The 18,461-nt window shown below is 67.2% G+C and carries 15 protein-coding genes and 1 tRNA gene; 5 read left to right on the forward strand and 11 right to left on the reverse strand.

Translation table 11 applies throughout. The features are described 5' to 3' along the window. The first annotated feature begins 11 nt into the window (after nucleotides 1-11). Nucleotides 12-539, forward strand: a complete 528-nt coding sequence (locus ACH4SP_RS17875; protein ID WP_398415825.1) for a hypothetical protein — start codon at nucleotides 12-14, stop codon at nucleotides 537-539. An 81-nt stretch (nucleotides 540-620) separates the two neighbouring features. Here ACH4SP_RS17875 and ACH4SP_RS17880 read toward each other — a convergent pair whose 3' ends face one another. Next, a complete protein-coding gene (locus ACH4SP_RS17880; protein ID WP_398415827.1) occupies nucleotides 621-2,438 on the reverse strand; it encodes a 5'-nucleotidase C-terminal domain-containing protein in 1,818 nt (605 codons plus the stop codon). Between the two features lie 237 nt (nucleotides 2,439-2,675). Here ACH4SP_RS17880 and ACH4SP_RS17885 point away from each other — a divergent pair, with 237 nt between their 5' ends. Next, nucleotides 2,676-3,386 (forward strand): SIMPL domain-containing protein, encoded by a 711-nt coding sequence (locus ACH4SP_RS17885; RefSeq protein WP_398415829.1) that lies wholly within the window; start codon nucleotides 2,676-2,678, stop codon nucleotides 3,384-3,386. Nucleotides 3,387-3,561: 175 nt separating this feature from the next. Continuing rightward, nucleotides 3,562-4,995 carry a pyruvate kinase gene (gene pyk, locus ACH4SP_RS17890; RefSeq protein WP_398415831.1) on the forward strand — a complete coding sequence of 478 codons (1,434 nt, stop codon included), beginning with the start codon at nucleotides 3,562-3,564 and terminating at the stop codon, nucleotides 4,993-4,995. A 10-nt stretch (nucleotides 4,996-5,005) separates the two neighbouring features. On the opposite strand, the gene ACH4SP_RS17895 is transcribed toward pyk, so the two are convergent. After that, on the reverse strand, nucleotides 5,006-5,767 hold the full coding sequence (locus tag ACH4SP_RS17895; RefSeq protein WP_398415833.1) for a transcriptional regulator: 762 nt from the start codon (nucleotides 5,765-5,767) through the stop codon (nucleotides 5,006-5,008). Nucleotides 5,768-5,876: 109 nt separating this feature from the next. Further along, nucleotides 5,877-5,949, reverse strand: a tRNA-Leu gene (locus tag ACH4SP_RS17900). Nucleotides 5,950-6,048: 99 nt separating this feature from the next. Between ACH4SP_RS17900 and ACH4SP_RS17905 the strand changes: the two genes are divergently transcribed. Continuing rightward, nucleotides 6,049-6,705 carry an ANTAR domain-containing response regulator gene (locus ACH4SP_RS17905; protein ID WP_398415835.1) on the forward strand — a complete coding sequence of 219 codons (657 nt, stop codon included), beginning with the start codon at nucleotides 6,049-6,051 and terminating at the stop codon, nucleotides 6,703-6,705. Nucleotides 6,706-6,802: 97 nt separating this feature from the next. Here the strand turns inward: ACH4SP_RS17905 and ACH4SP_RS17910 are convergent, their stop codons facing one another. The 6 genes from ACH4SP_RS17910 to ACH4SP_RS17935 form a co-directional block, all read right to left on the reverse strand. Further along, nucleotides 6,803-7,519 (reverse strand): ABC transporter ATP-binding protein, encoded by a 717-nt coding sequence (locus tag ACH4SP_RS17910; RefSeq protein WP_398415838.1) that lies wholly within the window; start codon nucleotides 7,517-7,519, stop codon nucleotides 6,803-6,805. Further along, the gene (locus tag ACH4SP_RS17915) at nucleotides 7,516-8,406 is read right to left on the reverse strand and encodes an ABC transporter ATP-binding protein (RefSeq protein ID WP_398415840.1); all 891 of its coding nucleotides are present in this window, start codon (nucleotides 8,404-8,406) and stop codon (nucleotides 7,516-7,518) included. The genes ACH4SP_RS17910 and ACH4SP_RS17915 overlap by 4 nt, the downstream gene beginning before the upstream one ends. A 5-nt stretch (nucleotides 8,407-8,411) precedes the next feature. Then, on the reverse strand, nucleotides 8,412-10,205 hold the full coding sequence (locus tag ACH4SP_RS17920; RefSeq protein WP_398416310.1) for a branched-chain amino acid ABC transporter permease: 1,794 nt from the start codon (nucleotides 10,203-10,205) through the stop codon (nucleotides 8,412-8,414). 5 nt (nucleotides 10,206-10,210) lie between these two features. After that, nucleotides 10,211-11,140, reverse strand: coding sequence for a branched-chain amino acid ABC transporter permease (locus ACH4SP_RS17925; protein ID WP_398415842.1), 930 nt, complete (start codon nucleotides 11,138-11,140; stop codon nucleotides 10,211-10,213). A 99-nt stretch (nucleotides 11,141-11,239) separates the two neighbouring features. Further along, nucleotides 11,240-12,466: a branched-chain amino acid ABC transporter substrate-binding protein gene (locus ACH4SP_RS17930; protein WP_398416312.1), complete on the reverse strand. Its 1,227-nt coding sequence runs from the start codon at nucleotides 12,464-12,466 to the stop codon at nucleotides 11,240-11,242. A gap of 483 nt (nucleotides 12,467-12,949) precedes the next feature. Then, a complete protein-coding gene (locus tag ACH4SP_RS17935) occupies nucleotides 12,950-13,348 on the reverse strand; it encodes a hypothetical protein (RefSeq protein ID WP_398415845.1) in 399 nt (132 codons plus the stop codon). Between the two features lie 283 nt (nucleotides 13,349-13,631). On the opposite strand from ACH4SP_RS17935, the gene ACH4SP_RS17940 reads away from it, so the two are divergent. Then, on the forward strand, nucleotides 13,632-15,596 hold the full coding sequence (locus ACH4SP_RS17940; RefSeq protein WP_398415847.1) for a Xaa-Pro dipeptidyl-peptidase: 1,965 nt from the start codon (nucleotides 13,632-13,634) through the stop codon (nucleotides 15,594-15,596). Here the strand turns inward: ACH4SP_RS17940 and ACH4SP_RS17945 are convergent. Both ACH4SP_RS17945 and ACH4SP_RS17950 read right to left on the reverse strand, forming a co-directional pair. Beyond that, on the reverse strand, nucleotides 15,586-16,059 hold the full coding sequence (locus tag ACH4SP_RS17945; RefSeq protein ID WP_398415849.1) for a PaaI family thioesterase: 474 nt from the start codon (nucleotides 16,057-16,059) through the stop codon (nucleotides 15,586-15,588). The two genes, ACH4SP_RS17940 and ACH4SP_RS17945, sit on opposite strands and share 11 nt — an antisense overlap. A 43-nt stretch (nucleotides 16,060-16,102) precedes the next feature. Continuing rightward, the gene (locus ACH4SP_RS17950; RefSeq protein ID WP_398415851.1) at nucleotides 16,103-18,394 is read right to left on the reverse strand and encodes an FdhF/YdeP family oxidoreductase; all 2,292 of its coding nucleotides are present in this window, start codon (nucleotides 18,392-18,394) and stop codon (nucleotides 16,103-16,105) included. Between the last annotated feature and the right edge of the window lie 67 nt (nucleotides 18,395-18,461).

An 18,461-nucleotide genomic window follows, 5' to 3' on the forward strand; every position in this document is an offset into this window, starting at 1 on the left:
CCTACGCAACCGTGTTCGTCATCGGCGCGGCACTGCTGATCTCCGGCTGCACCACACCCGGAGGGCCGAAGGAGGAAAAGCCCACAATGAACATGCAACAAGCCGCAGAACGCGCGGACGCCATCCTCGACAAGACCTTCGCCGCGATCAAACCGCCCGTCAACTGGACGCATGCGGAGGGCTCCGAGGGCAGCTGCGACGTCTCGCGGGCCAGGCAGGTGATGACCATCATCTCGCCAGAGCGCCGGGGCAACCTCTTCGGAGTCGTGGAACGCCACTGGAAAGAGCAGGGATACAAGCACACGTCTTCCAACAACAGTAAGATCCCGGCAACCTACTTCCAGACCCAGGACGGTTTCCAGATCTCGCTCCTGGTCGGTCTCCAGGGCCATGCGACCTTCGAGGTGACAACCCCCTGCGTCGAACATTCCGACGTAGCCCCGCCCAAATCGAAGACCGTCGGCCCCGACTACTCGGGCGGCGAGCTTCCGCTTCCGCTCCCCAACGTGCGCTCGGACTTCTGGTCCAGCGCGGGCTGAATCCCCACGCAAAAGGGGAGGGGCCACCCGCACCGTGAACCCGAAGGTCACGGTGCGGGCGACCCCTCCCCGCACCAGGCACTAGAACACCGGCTTACCGTCCCGCGTCAGCTTCCACCCCACCGAAGCGAACACCTTCGGATCGATGGTCCCCTTCGCCTTCACCCACGTGATGATCGTGTTCCGGATCTCCTCCGAATTCGCCCACAGCTGCTTCGACCCCGCGATGTGCGGGAACGCACCGCCACCGGACGCCCGGTAGTTGTTCACCGCGAACACGAACTGCGCCTTCGGATCCAGCGGCTTCCCGTCGTACGAAAGCTTCGCGATCCGCGCCCCCTTCGGCTTCGCGATGTCGATCTCGTACGTCAGACCCAACACCACGTCGTAGTTGTAATCCGGAGTGTTCTCCGCATTCGTCAGCTTCGACGTGTCCACCGGACCACCCGCAGCCGTCTGCACGTAGTACTTCGCCGAGTACTCCAGGTACTCCTTCACCTGCGCACCCGTCAGCAGCCGCGCCTCAAGCGTGTTCTCGAACGGGTACAGACCCGCCGCGTCCTTGATCGTGATCTGCCCCGCCGGCACCTTCGCCGTCCGCGAGAAGCACGACGCCTGCGACAGAACCGGCAGCTTCGCGTACTCCCCGCCCGCCAGAGCCGCCTTCACCGTCTCCACCTGCACCAGGTTGATCAGATCGATCAGCGGCTCGTCCTTCCACGCCGCCTCGGCCGTCGTCATCGCCGCCGTCGACGTACCGATCACCTGGTTCACATACGCGACCACCTTCTTGTGCTCATCACTGAGCATCCCGGTGATCCGCGGGTCCTCCTCCACCACATTCGAATTCAGGACCCGCGCCCCGACCTTCTCCACCGACCAACGACCCCTGCCCCACACCAGCTCGAAGTCGAACAGCGTCAGCCGCTGCCCCCACTTCAACGGCTCCGACAGCACGACCTTCTTGCCCGTCGCCTTGTTCTCGACGAAGTACTCCGGAATCTCCGTGTGCGCATGACCGACGAGAATCGCATCGATCCCCGGCACCTGCTCCGCCACCAGACCGGCCGCATTCTCCACGTACGGCAGCTGATCACCGTACGAAGAAGTCCCCGACGAACCCGAGTGCGCCGACACGATCACGACATCCGCACCCATCGACCGCAGCTTCGGCACCCACTTCGCCGCCTGCTCCTCAAGGCCCGGGAAAACCATCTTCCCCTGCACGTTCTGCTTGTCCCAGATCGCGATACCGGGATTCGTCAGCCCCAGCACCGCCACCTTCACATCCCGACCGTGCGGCGTACGGAGACGGTGCATGCTGTACGGGCGGAAAGCCGGCCGCAGCGTCTTCGCATCCAGCGCGTTCGCCCCGAGCAGCGGGAAATCACACTGCTCCTCGAATTTCCGCAGCACCGGAATTCCATAATTGAACTCGTGGTTTCCGAGCGCCGCCGCGTCATAACCCATCTTGTTCATCGCCTGCGCCATCGGATGCACCGGACCACGCTTCGCCGTGATCGGGTCGACCTTCGCGTAGTAGTACGACAGCTGCGTGCCCTGAATCGTGTCGCCCGCGTCGATCAGAAGGGTATTGCGACGGCCCTTCTCCTTGCGGACCGCATTCACCAGCGTCGAGACCTTCGCCAGGCCCACATCGTTGTGGTCCTTGTCGTCGAACTCCTTGTCCGTGAAGTAGTCCCAGTTGAAGACGTTCCCGTGCAGATCGGTCGTCCCCATCACCGTGAAGGAGTACCGCTTCGGCGGCCGGCCATGACCGTGCCCACCCCCGTGCCCGTGCCCCGCGGCCTCCGCGGACCCCGCGACCCCACCGGCCAGCGCCACACCCGCACCGGTAGCAGCGGCCTGCCCCAGAAACTTCCGTCGATTCAGCGGCATTTGAACTCCTTCGTCCCCGCGTTGCCCATGCACAACGCGCGTAGATTCTGACCCAGACACGCCAAACGCGACACCCCCTACAGGTTTCGATCCGATGACTCCCCGATGTCACACCCGGATGCCACAGTGGTCCGTACGAAACCGGCAGCGCCCGCACACCCTGCACGAGCCGTACGCACGCCACGCCCCACGCCAGCCGTCCGTACGCCACGCACACGCCCACCGAGGGAGCCCGCAGTGACCACCGAAACCCACACCCCCGCCACCCCCTACGGCACCCCCGAAGCACCCCGCGTCGCCGTCCGCGGCGAAGCACGCCTCGAAGTCGACCCCGAAATCGCCGGCATCGCCATCACCATCAGCGCCCGCGGCACCGACCGCCGCACCGCCCTCGAAGACCTCACCCGCCGCAACGCCACCGCACTCGACCTCGTCAAGACCTACGGAGAAGCCGTCGAGAAACTCGAAACCGGCGCCTTCTCCATCAACCCCGAACTCACCCGAAGGGGCCGCGGCGAACACATCCGCGCCTACCACGGCCGCGTCCGACTCACCGTCGAACTCACCGACTTCACCGCACTCGGCGAACTCACCACCCGCCTCTCCGACCTCGAACTCACCCGCGTCGACGGCCCCTGGTGGGCCCTGCGCCCCACCTCACCCGTCTACGCCCAGGCCCGCACGGCAGCCGTCCGCGAAGCAGTCGTCCGCGCCCGCGAATACGCCGAAGCCCTCGGCACCCACCTCGTCGCCCTCCTCGAACTCGCCGACGACGGCAGCGAAAACACCTCCATGGACACCAGCTACCCCGTCGCCGCCGGCTACGGCGGCATGATGCGGGGCGCCGCCGCCCCCGAAGCCGCCCCCGCCCTCGACCTCGAACCCCAGCGCCAGACCGTCCACGCCCACGTCAACGCACGCTTCACGATGGCCCCGCCGCAACTCTGAGCCGCAACTCTGAGCCGCAAATCCGAGCAGCAACTCCGATCAGCACAGCCAGAATTGCTCATTAGAGCGCCCCTGTGCACAATTCAACACTTGTCAATAACCTTTCACTCAAAGGTTGTTGAGTCGTCATGCACCGCCAATTACCTACCCACCGGTAAGGCCTAGGCTCGGAGGTATGCGCCGAGCAAAGATCGTCTGTACCCTGGGCCCAGCCACCGACACATACGACCAGATCAAGGCACTGGTCGAAGCCGGAATGGACATCGCCCGCTTCAACCTCAGCCACGGCACCTACGCCGAACACGAGGAGCGTTACCACCACGTACGCAAAGCAGCCGACGAAACCGGCCGCAGCGTCGGAATCCTCGCCGACCTTCAAGGCCCGAAGATCCGCCTCGGACGCTTCCGCGAAGGCCCCGTACTCCTTGAACGCGGCGACGACTTCACCATCACCGTCGAACCCATGGAAGGCGACCGCCACACCTGCGGCACCACCTACGACGGCCTCAACACCGACGTCACCACCGGCGAACGCATCCTCGTCGACGACGGCAAGGTCACCCTCGAAGTGACCTCCGTCGACGGCCCCCGCGTCCACACCACCGTCATCGAAGGCGGCATGGTCTCCGACCACAAGGGCCTCAACCTCCCCGGAGTCGCCGTCTCCGTCCCCGCCCTCTCCGAGAAGGACATCGAAGACCTCCGCTGGGCCCTCAACACCGGCGCCGACATCATCGCCCTCTCCTTCGTCCGCAGCGGCCGCGACATCGAAGACGTCCACCGCATCATGCGCGAGGAGAACCGGCGCCTCCCGGTCATCGCCAAGGTCGAAAAGCCCCAGGCCGTCGAGAACATCGACGACATCGTCGCCGCCTTCGACGGCATCATGGTGGCGCGAGGCGACCTCGGCGTGGAAATGCCCCTCGAACAAGTCCCGATCGTCCAGAAGCGCGCCATCAAACTGGCGAAGCGCAACGCGAAGCCGGTCATCGTCGCGACCCAGATGCTCGACTCGATGATCGAGAACTCCCGCCCCACCCGCGCCGAAGCCTCCGACGTCGCCAACGCGGTCATCGACGGCACGGACGCCGTGATGCTCTCCGGCGAAACAAGCGTCGGCAAGTACCCCATCGAAACGGTCCGCACCATGGGCCGCATCGTCGAAGCGGCGGAAGAAGACATCCTCGCCAAGGGCCTCCCTCCCCTCACCGAGCGGAACAAGCCCCGCACCCAGGGCGGCGCGGTGGCCCGAGCGGCCGCCGAAATGGGCGACTTCCTCGGCGCCAAATTCCTGGTCGCCTTCACCCAGTCCGGCGACACGGTCAAACGCCTCTCCCGCTACCGCTCGCCGATCCCCCTCCTCGCCTTCACCCCGGAACCGGCCACCCGCTCCCAGCTCAACCTCACCTGGGGCGTGGAGACCTTCCTGGGCCCGAAGGTCGACTCGACGGACGAGATGGTCGCCCAGGTCGACGAGCAGCTGCTGCGCATCGGCCGCTGCCAGAAGGGCGACGTGGTCGTCATCACGGCGGGCTCCCCGCCGGGAGTCGCAGGCTCGACGAACCTGGTGCGGATCCACCACATCGGCGAGGATGACAGCCCCAAGTAGGGGTGTACGACTAGTACTTGGGCCCGACGTGGGCGTCCATGAGGGCTACGGACGCGCGTCGGGCCACGGAGATGTTGAACGGGTCGCTACCGCGGGCGAGGGTGCTCCACTCCACGCCGACTTGGGTGAGGGTGTCCGAGAAGAGTTTGCGGATGTCGTCCGACTTCTGGCTGAAGAAGTAGCGCGGATATTCGTAGCGCTTGCGCTCGCCGCGCACCATCTTGGTTGTCCAGTTGATGATTCGGCATCCATCGGAGTGGTAGAGGCCTCGGATGAACTCCCAAGGTTGTTCGTCCACGATGCTCTGCTGCCACGGCGCCAGGATGATGCGTCGATTGTGCTTCTTGCCTGGTCCGTGCTGCGGGAATAGATGGGGCCAACTACGGCTGTAGCTCGTCACGTTGACGCAACCCGGTCGCTGGACGATGTAGACCTTGCTCGCAGGATGGACGTCTGTGATTGCCGTCCGGCACGCCTCGATGAGGCCGGGCCAGGCGTCGGCGCATGCGATGCGGAGGTAGTGGCCCTTGCCTCGCGGGTGCTCGCTGAGGCATCCGTCGCCCAGATAGAGGCCGAGGAGGTACGAGTACGCGGCCGGGTCCGCCGGTGTGTCGCGGATCGGCGCTCCGGTGATGCGGGGCAGCGGCTCGATCCGAGTCTGCCAGGCTCGGATGGCGTACCGGGATATTCCGGTTTCCTTGCTCACGGAGTTGAGGCTGCGCCCCTGGGCGACCAGGGAGAGGGCTCGCTTGCGCGTTTCGACGTCGTACACGAGGCCGATCGTGCGCGCACTTGGTCATGCGGACACGAAAATGGCGACACGCTCACACATTCGTGTGTTGTGTCGCCATTCTCACGTGACCTTGGAATTAAAGGGAGAGTGCCCCGAGTCGGATTCGAACCGACGCTGTATGGGTTTTGAATCCATGGCCTCTGCCGCTGGGCTACCGGGGCTCCTTCGAAACGAAGGAAGGGATGGACCCTCCGTGCCCTAACCATACCGCAGCTAGGTACGCTCATGGGAAGCCGTATCGCCCCGTATCGAGGAGCCCCGTGACCACCCCCGAGTCGCCCCAGCCCGTCGCCGACGACGACAAGTCGCACGTCCCGCCGCTGACGACCCGCGTCGTCATCGCCGAGGACGAAGCCCTCATCCGGCTCGACCTCAAAGAGATGCTGGAGGAAGAGGGCTACTCGGTCGTCGGCGAGGCCGGAGACGGTCAGACGGCCGTCGAGCTCGCCCGGGAGCACAAGCCGGACCTCGTCATCCTCGACGTGAAGATGCCGATCCTGGACGGCATCTCCGCCGCCGAGCAGATCGCCGCCGAGTCCATCGCGCCCGTACTCATGCTGACCGCGTTCTCGCAGCGCGACCTCGTCGAGCGGGCGCGGGATGCCGGTGCGATGGCGTACCTCGTGAAGCCGTTCAGCAAGAGTGACGTCGTACCGGCGATCGAGATGGCCGTGTCCCGCTTCGCGGAGCTGAAGACGCTGGAGAACGAGGTCGCGGACCTCACGCTCCGGCTGGAGACGCGCAAGCTCGTCGACCGGGCGAAGTCGATTCTGCAGACGCAGTACGGGCTGACGGAGCCGGCCGCGTTCCGGTGGATCCAGAAGACGTCGATGGACCGTCGGCTGTCCATGCAGCAGGTCGCGGAGGCGGTCATCGAGGACGCCGCGGAGAAGAAGGCTGCGGCCAAGGAGCAGTAGGCCGTACGTACCCGTATGACGAAGGGGTCCGACCGCGTGAGGAACGCGGCCGGACCCCTTCTCCGTACAGCAAGCGCAAGCGCGCATGCGGCAGCGGTCAGTCCTCGCCGAGGTACGCCTTGCGGACGGACTCGTCGTGGAGGAGGTGCTGGCCGGTTCCGGAGAGGACGATCTTGCCGATCTCCATGACGTGGCCGTGGTCGGCGAGGGAGAGCGCCGCTTGGGCGTTCTGTTCGACGAGGAGGATCGTCGTGCCGGTGGAGCGGAGTTCGACGATGGTCTCCATGATCTTCTGCATCATGATCGGGGAGAGGCCCATGGAGGGTTCGTCGAGCATGAGCAGTTTGGGCTGGGACATGAGGGCGCGGCCCATGGCGAGCATTTGTTGTTCGCCGCCGGAGAGGGTGCCTGCGGCCTGCTTTCGGCGTTCGCCGAGGATGGGGAAGAGGTCGTAGGCGCGCTTGATGTCCTTTTCGATGCCTTCTTTGTCGTTGCGGAGGAAGGCGCCGAGCTGGAGGTTCTCGGTGATCGTCAGCCGGGGGAAGATGTGCCGGCCTTCGGGGGAGTGGGCGAGGCCCAGGGCGACGATCTTGTGGGCGGGGATTCCGGTGAGGGGTTTCCCGTCGAAGAGGATCTTTCCGGAGGTGGGCTTGAGGAGTCCGGAGATGGTGCGCAGGGTGGTGGTCTTGCCTGCGCCGTTGGTGCCGATGAGGGTGACGACCTGGCCGGCTTCGACGGAGAAGGTGATGCCCTTGACGGCTTCGATCTTGCCGTAGGAGACGCGGAGGTCCTCGACCTCCAGGAGGGCGGTCACTGGGCGTCTCCTTCGGTGCGGGTGGTGCTCTCGGTGGTGCTCCGCGTGTCTGCCTGTGCTTCGGCTGCGGCGACTTCGGCTGCTTCGTCGGCGCCTGGGGCGCCTTCGAAGGGGGTGCCGAGGTAGGCGGCGACGACGCGTTCGTCGCTCTGGACGGTGTCGGGGGTGCCTTCGACGAGTTTTTCGCCCTGGACGAGGCAGGCGACGCGGTCGCAGAGGTTGAAGATGAAGCGCATGTCGTGCTCGATGACGAGGACGGCGATGCCTTGGTCGCGGATGGCGAAGATGAGTTCTTCGGCGGCGCGGGTTTCCTGCGGGTTCATGCCGGCGGTGGGTTCGTCGAGGAGCAGCAGGCCCGGGTCGCTCGCCAGTGCGCGGGCGATTTCGAGCTTGCGCTGTTCGCCGTAGGGGAGGTTGCGGGAGAGGTGGTCGGCCTTGTGTGCGAGGCCGATGAACTCCAGCAGTTCCATGGCGCGTTCGTGGGATGCCTTTTCGGCCTTCTTGAAGCCGGGGCCGCGCAGGAGGGCGGAGAAGAGGCCTTCCTTGGTGCGGGTGTGGCGTCCGACGAGGACGTTCTCCAGGACGGTCATGTTGGAGAAGAGCCGGATGTTCTGGAAGGTGCGGGCGATGCCGGCCTGGGTGACGAGGTGGGGTTTGGGTGGGAGGACGGTGCCTTTGTAGCTGACCTTGCCTTCGGTGGGGACGTACAGCCCGGTGAGGCAGTTGAAGAAGGTGGTCTTGCCAGCGCCGTTGGGTCCGATGAGGCCGACGATTTCGCCGGTGTTGACTTGGAGGCTGACGTCGCGGACGGCGGTGAGGCCGCCGAAGCGCATGGTGACGCCGCTGGCGTCGAGGACGGTTGTGGTGGTGGCTGTGGGAGTTGCCATGGTGTTCACGCCCCCGCCTTCGTGGCGCCGGTGGCCGTGCCGGACAACGCGTCGTCCGGGGTGGCGAGTTGGTCCGTCTCGTGGAATTCGAGTTTCTTGCGGCGGTCGGCGACGAGGCCTTCGGGCTTGAAGCGCATCAGCAGGATGAGGGCGAGTCCGAAGAGGACGAGCTGGTAGTCCTGCATGAAGGCGAGTTTGGCCGGGATGAGGTAGAGGAGTGCGGCGCCGATGAGGGGTCCGGCGATGGTGCCCATGCCGCCGAGGATGACGGCGGCGAGCAGGAACGCGGAGTTGGGGGCGACGGATCCGGCGAATTGGTACTGCTCGGGGGTGACGCTGTAGCCGAGGTGTGCTTGTACGGAGCCGGCGAAGCCGGCGAGGGAGGCGCCGAGTGCGAAGGCCATGAGCTTGAGGCGGAAGCCGTTGATGCCCATGGCTGTGGCGGCGGTCTCGTCCTCGCGGATGGCGACCCAGGCGCGGCCGATGCGGGATTCGGCGGAGCGGCGGAAGACGAGGACGACGATGACGGTGAAGAGCAGCATCAGCAGGAAGTAGTTGGAACTCCTGGTGAGGCTGAAGCCGAGGATGTCGTGTTGGGTGCCGAGGTCGAATCCGAAGATGTTGAGGTCGGGGACGTTGGTGACGCCGTTGGAGCCGTTGGTGATGTCGGGTCCTGTGACGCCGTTGAGGTTGAGGACGGTGATGCGGAAGATCTCGCCGAAGCCGAGGGTGACGATGGCGAGGTAGTCGCCGCGCAGTCGCAGGGTCGGTGCGCCGATGATGACGCCGAACAGCAGTGAGGCCGCGGCTCCGGCCAGTGCGGCTGCCCAGAAGGGGAACTGGATGTCGAAGGCGGAGCTGGCGGTGCCGGAGACGAGGGCTGCGGTGTAGGCGCCGACGCCGAGGAAGGCGACGTATCCGAGGTCGAGGAGTCCGGCGAGGCCGACGACGACGTTCAGGCCGAGGGCGACGGTGGCGAAGATGAGGACTTGGGCGCCGATGAGGGCGTACTGGTCGTTGGTCTGGGTGAAGGGGAAGCAGATCGCGGCGACGAGCGCGGCGAGCATGGCGACCTTGCGGTGCTTGCCCGCGAGTTGGCTGGCGCGGCGGGGGAGGCCGGCTTTGCCGAGGGCGGCGAAGGTGAATCCGGCGGTGATGAGGAACCCGACGAAGAGCTGGGGTTCTTCGCTGTCGATGTCGATGCCGTAGGCGAAGACGAAGAGGCCGGCGGCGAAGACGCCGGTGATGACGAGGATTTCGGTCCAGCCGGGGAGTTGTTTGGGGGTGCCGGGGGCGGGTGCTTTGAGGCTGTATCGGAAGCGTTCCCAGGTGCTGGTGGCGGGTCCTTCGCCGTGTGCGTCGTCGGGGAGTGCGAAGGCTCCGACGGTGGCGACGAGTGCGCCGACGCCGGAGATCCAGGCTCCGGGTTCGAGGTTGACGAGGCCGCCGAGGACGACGGAGATGGCGCCCATGGTGAAGCCGGTGGTGGCGAGGGTGCCGAGGGCGGCGAGTCGCACGGGGCTGTGGTTGCCGCCGGGGGTGAGCCAGCGCAGGCCTTTGATTCCGTGCCCGGAGAGGGTGAAGAGGAGGGTGAGGAGTGCGCCGACGAGGGTGAGGGTCTGGAGTCCGCCGGGGTAGCCGGTGACGGTGAGGTTGCCCGGGAATTCCTGGCTCCAGGTCCAGGCGAGGAAGGTGCCGGCGAGGGCGACGGCGGATCCGGCCAGGGCGAGGATGCGGGCGGTGTTGGTGGGGAGCGGGATGAGCGGGGCGCCGGTGGTCTTGGTGAGGTTGGTGGTCATGGTGCTCACGCCCGATCCGCGACGCGCTCGCCGAGCAGGCCCTGGGGCCTGACGAGGAGGACGATGATGAGGAGGCTGAAGGCCCAGACGTCTTTCCAGCTGCCTCCGCCGAATAGTTCCATGCCGGGGATTTCGGCGATGTATCCGGTGGCGAGGGCTTCGGCGACGCCGAGGACGAGGCCTCCGAGCATGGCTCCGTAGATGTTGCCGATGCCGCCGAGGACTGCGGCGGTGAAGGCCTTGAGGCCGAGCAGGAAGCCCATGCGGAAGCTGACCTGGCCGTTGTGGAGGCCGTAGCCGACTGCTGCGACGGCGGCGAAGGCGGCGCCGATCGCGAAGGCGGTGACGATGATGCGGTCGGTGTTGATGCCCATGAGTTTGGCGGTGTCGGGGTCCTGGGCGGTGGCCTGCATGCCGCGGCCGGTGCGGGTCTTGTTGACGAAGAACCCGAGGATGAGCATGGACAGTGGGGCTGCGATGAGCAGGAACAGGCCGCCGGGCTGGATGTTGGCGCCGAAGAGGCTGACGGCTTCGCCCTTGAGCTGGGGGAAGACGTGGTCCTTCTTGGCGTCGGGGTACCACTGCCAGACGAGTTGTTGCAGGACGATGGAGAGCCCGATCGCGGTGATCAGGGGGGCCAGCCGTGGTGCGTTTCGCAGGGGGCGGTAGGCGAAGCGTTCTGCGGCGGTCGCCACGGCGACGGATACGGCCATGCCGCCGATGATCATGAGCGGGATGGCGGCGCCGAGGGAGAACCCGGCGGGGAGTATGAGGTAGACGGTCAGGGCGCCGAAGCCGCCGACCATGAATATCTCGCCGTGGGCGAAGTTGATGAGCTGGACAATGCCGTAGACCATCGTGTAGCCGATCGCGATGAGACCGTACATCGCGCCGAGGATGAGTCCATTGGCCAGCTGTTGCGGCAGTTCGTGCACCGCAGGGCCTCCGTCAGTGGTTCGGAATATGGCACCGCGCGGGAGCGCTGGTGGCGCGCCCGCGCGGTCTGGGGGTGTCGCGTGGTGCGAGTGCCGTGGTTACGGCTTGTACGCCTCGCTGAACTTGGGCGCCCACTTGCCCTTTTCGACCTCGTAGGCGGTCATCATGGTGTTGGTGGTGTCGCCGAATTCGTCGAAGGAGACGGGTCCTGTGACGCCGTCGAACTTGACCTTGGCCATGGACTCCAGGACCTTGGGGCGCAGGTCGTCGGGGACCTTGCCGCTGTTGTTCGCGACGGCGATCTTGACGGCCTCGATGATGGACCAGGTGGCGTCGTAGGTGCCGCCGCCGTAGGCCTCGTAGTCCTCCTTGTAGCCGCCGGCCTTGTAGTCGGCGATGAACTTCTTGGCGGATTCGAGCTGCTCGACGGGCTTGCCGACGGAGGTGGCGAAGTCGCCCTCGGCCTTCTTGTTGAGCTTCAGGAAGTCGGCGCTGTAGATGCCGTCTCCGCCCATGAGCGGGATCTTGGTGCCGCTGTCCTTGAGCTGCTGGCTGAGGGGGCCGGCTGCCGGGTACTCGCCGCCGTAGTACAGGGCCTTGGCGCCGGACTTCTTGACCTTGGTCACGATGGAGTTGAAGTCGCGCTCTTCGGGGACGACGTGGTCCTCGCCGACGATCTTGCCGCCGAGCTTGGTGAACTGGTCCTTGAAGGACGCGGCGAGACCTGCGCCGTAGGTCTTCTGGTCGTCCATCAAGTAGACCTTGTCGATCTTCTTGGTTTCCTTGAGGTACTTCGCGGCGAAGGCGCCCTGTACCTGGTCGGTGGTGGCGGTGCGGAAGAAGGCGTTGAAGGGGCGCTTCTTGTTGCCGGTCTTCCAGCCGTCGCCCTGGGTCAGTTCCGTTCCGGTGTTGGCCGGGGAGACCTGGGTGAGCTTGGCGTCGGTGAAGGGCTTCTGCATCACCTGGGAGATGCTGGAGTTCAGCGGGCCGACGACGCCGACGACCTTTTTGTCGCTGATGAACTTGGCGGCGTTCTGCTGGCCGACGTTGGGCTGCCCCTGGTCGTCGAGGGGCTGGGCGACGAACTCGACGCCGGGGACGGTGTTGTTCTTGTTCGCGGTCTTGATGGCGAGGTCGGCGGAGTTGCGGATGCCGAGGCCCAGTGCGGAGAGGTCGCCGCTGAAGGGGGCGTCGACACCGATGACGACCTTGGTCTTGGCGCCGCCGCCTCCGCCGCCTCCGCCGGTGGTGCCCTTGTCGTCGCGGGAACCGCAGGCGGTGAGGGTGAGCGCTCCGGTGGTGAGCACTGTGGTGAGTATGAGCAAAGAACGGTGTCGCACGAAGGGGTCCTTTCCCTGGCGCGGCTTCCTCGGCGTGAGGTGCCGTGTCGTTCGCCGGGCCGTACTTGGGCGTTGTGGAGTGCGGTGGTGCTGCGACGCGCCCGGCGGCGCGGTGACTGGCCGTGACTCTAGGCGTAGGTGAAGGCGGCGGGGAGCGGCGTGCGCAGGATGTGACGCTCTTGTTATGCCGTGGCCAGGAGTGGGTGGAACAGACCGCGCTTTTCGGCCTTTTCCGGTGGCGTTCGGATTCTGCAATACCGAGAACTCCCAGCTGAATTAAGGGGCTTGGGGGGTTCATGGTGCTGACAGTCCGCTATGCGGACAACTTGTGCAGGAAGGGCTCTGCAGGGGGTGCCGAGGCGTGCTGGAGGGTCTGATTCCGCTCCTTGTCGTTGCTACGGTGCGTAACATTCTTGCGGCATCCGAACGCGGTATCCCGGAAAACGGTCACTGTCCGGCGGGGCCGGGTCAGTGCCAGGGGGTCCCGCTCGGGGTTGCGTTGCGGTAGCGCTCGGAGCAGTCGTGCTTCGTGCGTTCGGTGATGAGCTTCTCGGCCGCCGCGTCGCCCGCGCGCTTGCGTTCCTTGCGTGCGGCCTCCATGACGGAGATGACGATGTTGTTCTGTGCGTTGGACATGCCCTCCTTCATGTAGTCGCCGGTGCCGCGTCCGGCGAGTCTCTCGCGGACCCAGTAGGAGGTGAGCTTCGCGCAGATCTCCGCGGGCGGGGTGGTGCTCAGCGGGGGGAAGGAAGGGGTCTGCGCGGCGGGTGGCGGCTGTGCCCGGTCCGGAGTGCCGCAGCCGGCCAGGAGGGCTGCTGCGGAGAGGGCGGCGACGAGCGCGAACCGGTGGCGCGAGGACGACTTCACTTCCCTGACTCCCTTCCACGGGCATCCGGGTGTCCGGGTGTCCGTGTGTCCGGTATTCGGTGTCCGGGTGTCCGGGTTCCCCGGGCCTCCTGGATATCAGGACGTGCCGGGTTTCGGAATCGTCGTTACGAGCCATCTCAACTCTCCCTGATCGTTGGCCTGTTGAGGGCGTGCGGTACTGCGTGGCAGGTGCCGCCCTCTGGTGTGCCCGGGGCCGGAGAGGTGGAATGTGGGCGCGCTTCGCGCGTGATCGTCACCCACCCGCGCCCCTGGAGGCAGCTCGATGGCGAGACCGAACGGAATACGTACCCGGACGAGTGCTGTCCGCAGGGCGAGTGCCGTACGCAAGGCGACTTCCGTACGCAAGTGGGGCATGGCGGCGCTCGCCGCCTCCCTCCTCACCGCTCTGCCCACGCCCGCCGCCGCGCAGGCGGACCGGGCTCCGCAGCCCGCCCTGAAGATCGTCGACAACCGTACGGAGCCCGTCTTCTCGCGCGCCGACGCCGTCCACCAGCAGGTCGACGTCGAGACCGAGGCGGACAGCGACCGCGACGGGAAGCGCGACACGATCCGGATGCGGATCCTGCGTCCCAAGGAGACCGACGCCGGGCTGAAGGTCGCCACCATCATCGAGGCCAGCCCGTACTGGGGCGGCGGTCCGGACGTCCCGTTCCACAACGTCGACCTGGACGAGGACGGGCTGCCGCTCGGCGGGCAGCGGCTGACCGGTGACGCGCGCCGGCCGTCCCTCGCCGCCGCGGGCCCGGTGACGTACGGCGGGTACTACGACAACTACTACCTGCCGCGCGGCTATGCGGTCGCCGAGGTCGACAGTGTCGGTACGGGGGCGGCGACCGGCTGTTCCACCTCCGGCGGGCGCAACGAGACGCTCGGCGCGAAGGCCGCCGTGGACTGGCTGGCGGGGCGGGCCCGCGGCTGGGACCCGGACGGGAAGCCGGTCGGGGCCACCTGGTCGACGGGCAACTCCGCGATGATGGGCATCTCCTACAACGGGACGCTGCCCACCGCCGTCGCCTCGACCGGCGTCAAGGGACTGAAGGCGATCGTGCCGATCTCCGGGATCTCCTCCTGGTACGACTACTACCGGGCCGGCGGCGGTGTCGTCGCGCCGGGCGGCTACCAGGGCGAGGACACCGACATCCTCGCGAAGGGCGTCACCAGCCGGGCCAACCCGGAGGTGTGCGCACCGGTCCATGACGCGCTGACCGCTCAACAGGACCGTACGACCGGGGACTTCGGGCCGTTCTGGAAGGAGCGGGACTATCTGCGGGACGTCGGGAGGATCAAGGCCGGTGTCTTCGTCGTGCACGGCTTCAACGACTGGAACGTGAAGACCAAGAACTCCGTCCAGCTCTGGGACGCCCTGAAGCGCAACGGTGTGCCGCGCAAGATGTGGCTGCACCAGGCGGGTCACGTCAATCCGATGCCGCTGCGGATGGAGGAGTGGCTGCGCCAGACCCACCAGTGGTTCGACTTCTGGCTGTACGGGCTGGAGAACGGTGCGCTCGACGAGCCGAAGGTGGATGTCGAGCAGGCGGACTTCAGCTGGAAGCGGCAGCCGGAGTGGCCGGCGCGCGGGACGCGGGACGAGACGCTGCGGCTGAATTCCGACGGCCTGTCGCCGTGGCCCGGAGCGCCGGTCAGGCAGTCGTTGACGGACGCGGGGCGCACGGTGGCGGCCGAGCGGCTCGTGGCGGAGCCGGAGGCCGCGAACCCGAACCGGCTGGCGTACACGACGGGTGCTCTGCGGAAGGACCTGCGGGTCAACGGGGTGCCGAGGATGTCGGTCCTGGCGTCACTGAAGGGGACCTCGCCGTATGTGACGGCGCTGCTGGTGGACTACGGGAAGGACACCAGGGCGACGGCGGGCACGGCGTCGGACACCTCGCGGCCCGCGGTCTGCTACGGGCAGGGCATCCCGGGGGACACCGGATGCGCCTACCGCAGCAAGCACCGTACGGAGAGCGCCGACTTCAGAATCGTGTCGCGGGGGTGGCTGGACGTCCGGAACCGGAATTCCCTCTCCCGTCAGGACAGGGTCGTGGAGGGACGCGAGTACGCGCTGAAGTGGGACATGCAGCCGCAGGAGTACGTCTTCAAGAAGGGGCACCGGCTGGGTGTGGTGCTGATCTCGACGGACTTCGACTACACGCTGCGGTACCCGGCCGGGACGACGATGTCGGTCCGGGCGGGGTTCAGCAGCGTGACGCTGCCGGTCAGCCGGTGAGCGTCTGGGGTGCGGAGTCGCGGAGCATGCAGGTGAGGCGGGCGCTGCAGACCCGGTTGTCCTGCTCGTCGGTGATGACGATCTCGTAGGTGGCGGTGGAGCGTCCGCGGTGGACGGGGGTGGCCACACCTGTCACCAGTCCGCTGCGGGCGCCCCGGTGGTGGGTGCAGTTGAGGTCGACGCCGACGGCGAGCTTCTTGCTGCCGCCGTGCAGCATCGCGCCGATCGAGCCGAGGGTCTCGGCGAGGACGGCGGAGGCGCCGCCGTGCAGGAGTCCGTACGGCTGGGTGTTGCCCTCGACGGGCATGGTGCCGACGACGCGGTCCGAGGACGCCTCGACGATCTGGACGCCCATACGGGTGCCGAGGTGCCCGGCGGAGAAGAGCGCGGGCAGGTCGACGCCGAGCGCGGCGTACTCGTCGAGGACGTCCTGCGGGAACTTCGCGGTGGACTGCTCACCCATGGGCCAGGCTCCGTTCGGTGTACGTGACCGTGTGGTCCGTTGTCTAAGCGGACGCGTCGACGGTTGGTGATTGTTCCAGACGGACGACGACGGACTTGCTGGCGGGGGTGTTGCTGGTGTCCGCCGTCGCGTCCAGCGGTACCAGGACGTTGGTCTCGGGGTAGTAGGCGGCGGCGCAGCCGCGGGCGGTCGGGTAGTGGACGACGCGGAAGCCGGGGGCGCGGCGCTCGACGCCGTCCTTCCACTCGCTGACCAGGTCGGTGTACGAGCCGTCGGCGAGGCCGAGCTCGCGGGCGTCCTTCGGGTTGACGAGGACGACGCGGCGGCCGTCCTTGATGCCGCGGTAGCGGTCGTCGAGGCCGTAGATGGTGGTGTTGTACTGGTCGTGGGAGCGCAGGGTCTGCAACAGCAGCCGCCCGGCCGGGAGTTCGGGGTGCTCGACGGGGGCCGCGGTGAAGTTGGCCTTCCCGGTGGCGGTGGGGAAGCGGCGCTCGTCGCGCGGGCCGTGCGGGAGGGTGAAGCCGCCGGGGGCGGCGACGCGGGCGTTGAAGTCCTCGAAGCCGGGGACGACGCGGGAGATCCGGTCGCGGATGAGGGCGTAGTCCTGCTCGAACTGTGCCCAGGGAGTGGTCGACCGCTTGCCGAGGGCGGCCTGTGCCATGCGGGCGACGATGGCGGGCTCGGACAGCAGGTGCGGGCTCGCGGGCGGGAGGTTGCCGCGCGAGGCGTGCACCATGCTCATGGAGTCCTCGACGGTCACGAACTGCTTGCCGCTCTTCTGCACGTCCTTGTCGGTGCGGCCGAGGGTGGGCAGGATCAGGGCGCGGGTGCCGGTGACGACGTGCGAGCGGTTGAGTTTGGTCGACACGTGGACGGTGAGCCGGGCCTCGCGCATGGCGGCCTCGGTGACGTGGGTGTCGGGGGTGGCGGCGACGAAGTTGCCGCCCATCGCGAAGAACACCTTGGCGTCGCCGTCGCGCAGCGCCTGGATGGCGCGGACCACGTCGTACCCGTGGCGGCGGGGCGAGGTGATGGAGAATTCCTTGTCGAGGGCGTCGAGGAAGGCGGGCGCGGGGCGCTCGAAGATGCCCATGGTGCGGTCGCCCTGGACGTTGGAGTGGCCGCGGACGGGGCAGACTCCGGCGCCGGTGCGGCCGATGTTGCCGCGCAGCAGGAGGAAGTTGACGACTTCGCGGATGGTCGGCACGGAGTGCTTGTGCTGGGTCAGGCCCATGGCCCAGCACACGACGACCCTCTTCGAGGCGAGGACCATGCGCAGTGCCCGCTCGATGTCGGCGCGCTCAAGGCCGGTGGCGGTCAGGGTGCCGTCCCAGTCGGCGGCCTTCGCGGCGGCGGCGAACTCCTCGAATCCGTGGGTGTGTTCGCGTACGAACAGTTCGTCGACGGCTCCTTCGGTCTCCAGTATCAGCTTGTTGAGGAGGCGGAAGAGGGCCTGGTCGCCGCCGAGGCGGATCTGCAGGAAGAGGTCGGTGAGGGCGGTGCCCTTGAGCATGCCCTGCGGGGTCTGCGGGTTCTTGAAGCGTTCGAGGCCCGCCTCGGGCAGGGGGTTCACCGAGATGATCTTCGCGCCCGCGTGCTTGGCCTTCTCCAGGGCGGTCAGCATGCGCGGGTGGTTGGTGCCCGGGTTCTGCCCGGCGACGATGATCAGGTCGGCCTGGTGGAGGTCCTCCAGGCTCACGCTGCCCTTGCCGATGCCGATGGTCTCCGTGAGGGCGGAGCCGGAGGACTCGTGGCACATGTTGGAGCAGTCGGGCAGGTTGTTCGTACCGAATTCGCGGGCGAAGAGCTGGAGCAGGAACGCCGCTTCGTTGCTGGTGCGGCCGGAGGTGTAGAAGACGGCTTCGTCGGGGGAGTCGAGCGCCTTCAGCTCCTTGCCGATGAGGTCGAAGGCGTGCTCCCAGGTCACCGGCAGGTAGGTGTCCGAGCCCTCGTCGAGGAGCATCGGTTCGGTGAGGCGGCCCTGCTGGCCGAGCCAGTACCCGCTGCGCTCCGTGAGGTCGGAGACCGGGTGGGCGGCGAAGAAGGCCGGGGTGACCCGGCGCACGGTGGCTTCCTCGGCGACGGCCTTCGCGCCGTTCTCGCAGAATTCGGCGGTGTGCCGCTTGTCCTCCTCGGGCCAGGCGCAGCCGGGGCAGTCGAAGCCGTCCTTCTGGTTGACCTTGAGGAGGGTGCGGGCGGTGCGGACCGTGCCCATCTGCTGCTGGGCGATGCGCAGGGTGTGCGCGATGGCGGGCAGGCCGGCGGCGGCGTGCTGGGGGGCCGCGACCTGCGGCGCGTCCTGGACCGGGTCCCCTGCGGGCGGCTTCGCTGCCATGGCACTCCCCTTCGAGCGTTCGAACCCGTGAGCTTGCTTCGGTACGTCTTCGATCCTGTCACGGAGC

Origin of the sequence: Streptomyces sp. NPDC021093 (assembly GCF_044333135.1) — a bacterium.
GTDB lineage: Bacteria > Actinomycetota > Actinomycetes > Streptomycetales > Streptomycetaceae > Streptomyces.

Excerpts from the sequence above, each read along its gene's own strand:
- ACH4SP_RS17880 (WP_398415827.1), bottom strand. The coding sequence starts at position 2,438 with ATGCCGCTGAATCGACGGAAGTTTCTGGGGCAGGCCGCTGCTACCGGT.
- pyk (WP_398415831.1), top strand. The coding sequence starts at position 3,562 with ATGCGCCGAGCAAAGATCGTCTGTACCCTGGGCCCAGCCACCGACACA.
- ACH4SP_RS17915 (WP_398415840.1), bottom strand. The coding sequence starts at position 8,406 with ATGGCAACTCCCACAGCCACCACCACAACCGTCCTCGACGCCAGCGGC.
- ACH4SP_RS17920 (WP_398416310.1), bottom strand. The coding sequence starts at position 10,205 with ATGACCACCAACCTCACCAAGACCACCGGCGCCCCGCTCATCCCGCTC.
- ACH4SP_RS17940 (WP_398415847.1), top strand. The coding sequence starts at position 13,632 with ATGGCGAGACCGAACGGAATACGTACCCGGACGAGTGCTGTCCGCAGG.
- ACH4SP_RS17945 (WP_398415849.1), bottom strand. The coding sequence starts at position 16,059 with ATGGGTGAGCAGTCCACCGCGAAGTTCCCGCAGGACGTCCTCGACGAG.
- ACH4SP_RS17950 (WP_398415851.1), bottom strand. The coding sequence starts at position 18,394 with ATGGCAGCGAAGCCGCCCGCAGGGGACCCGGTCCAGGACGCGCCGCAG.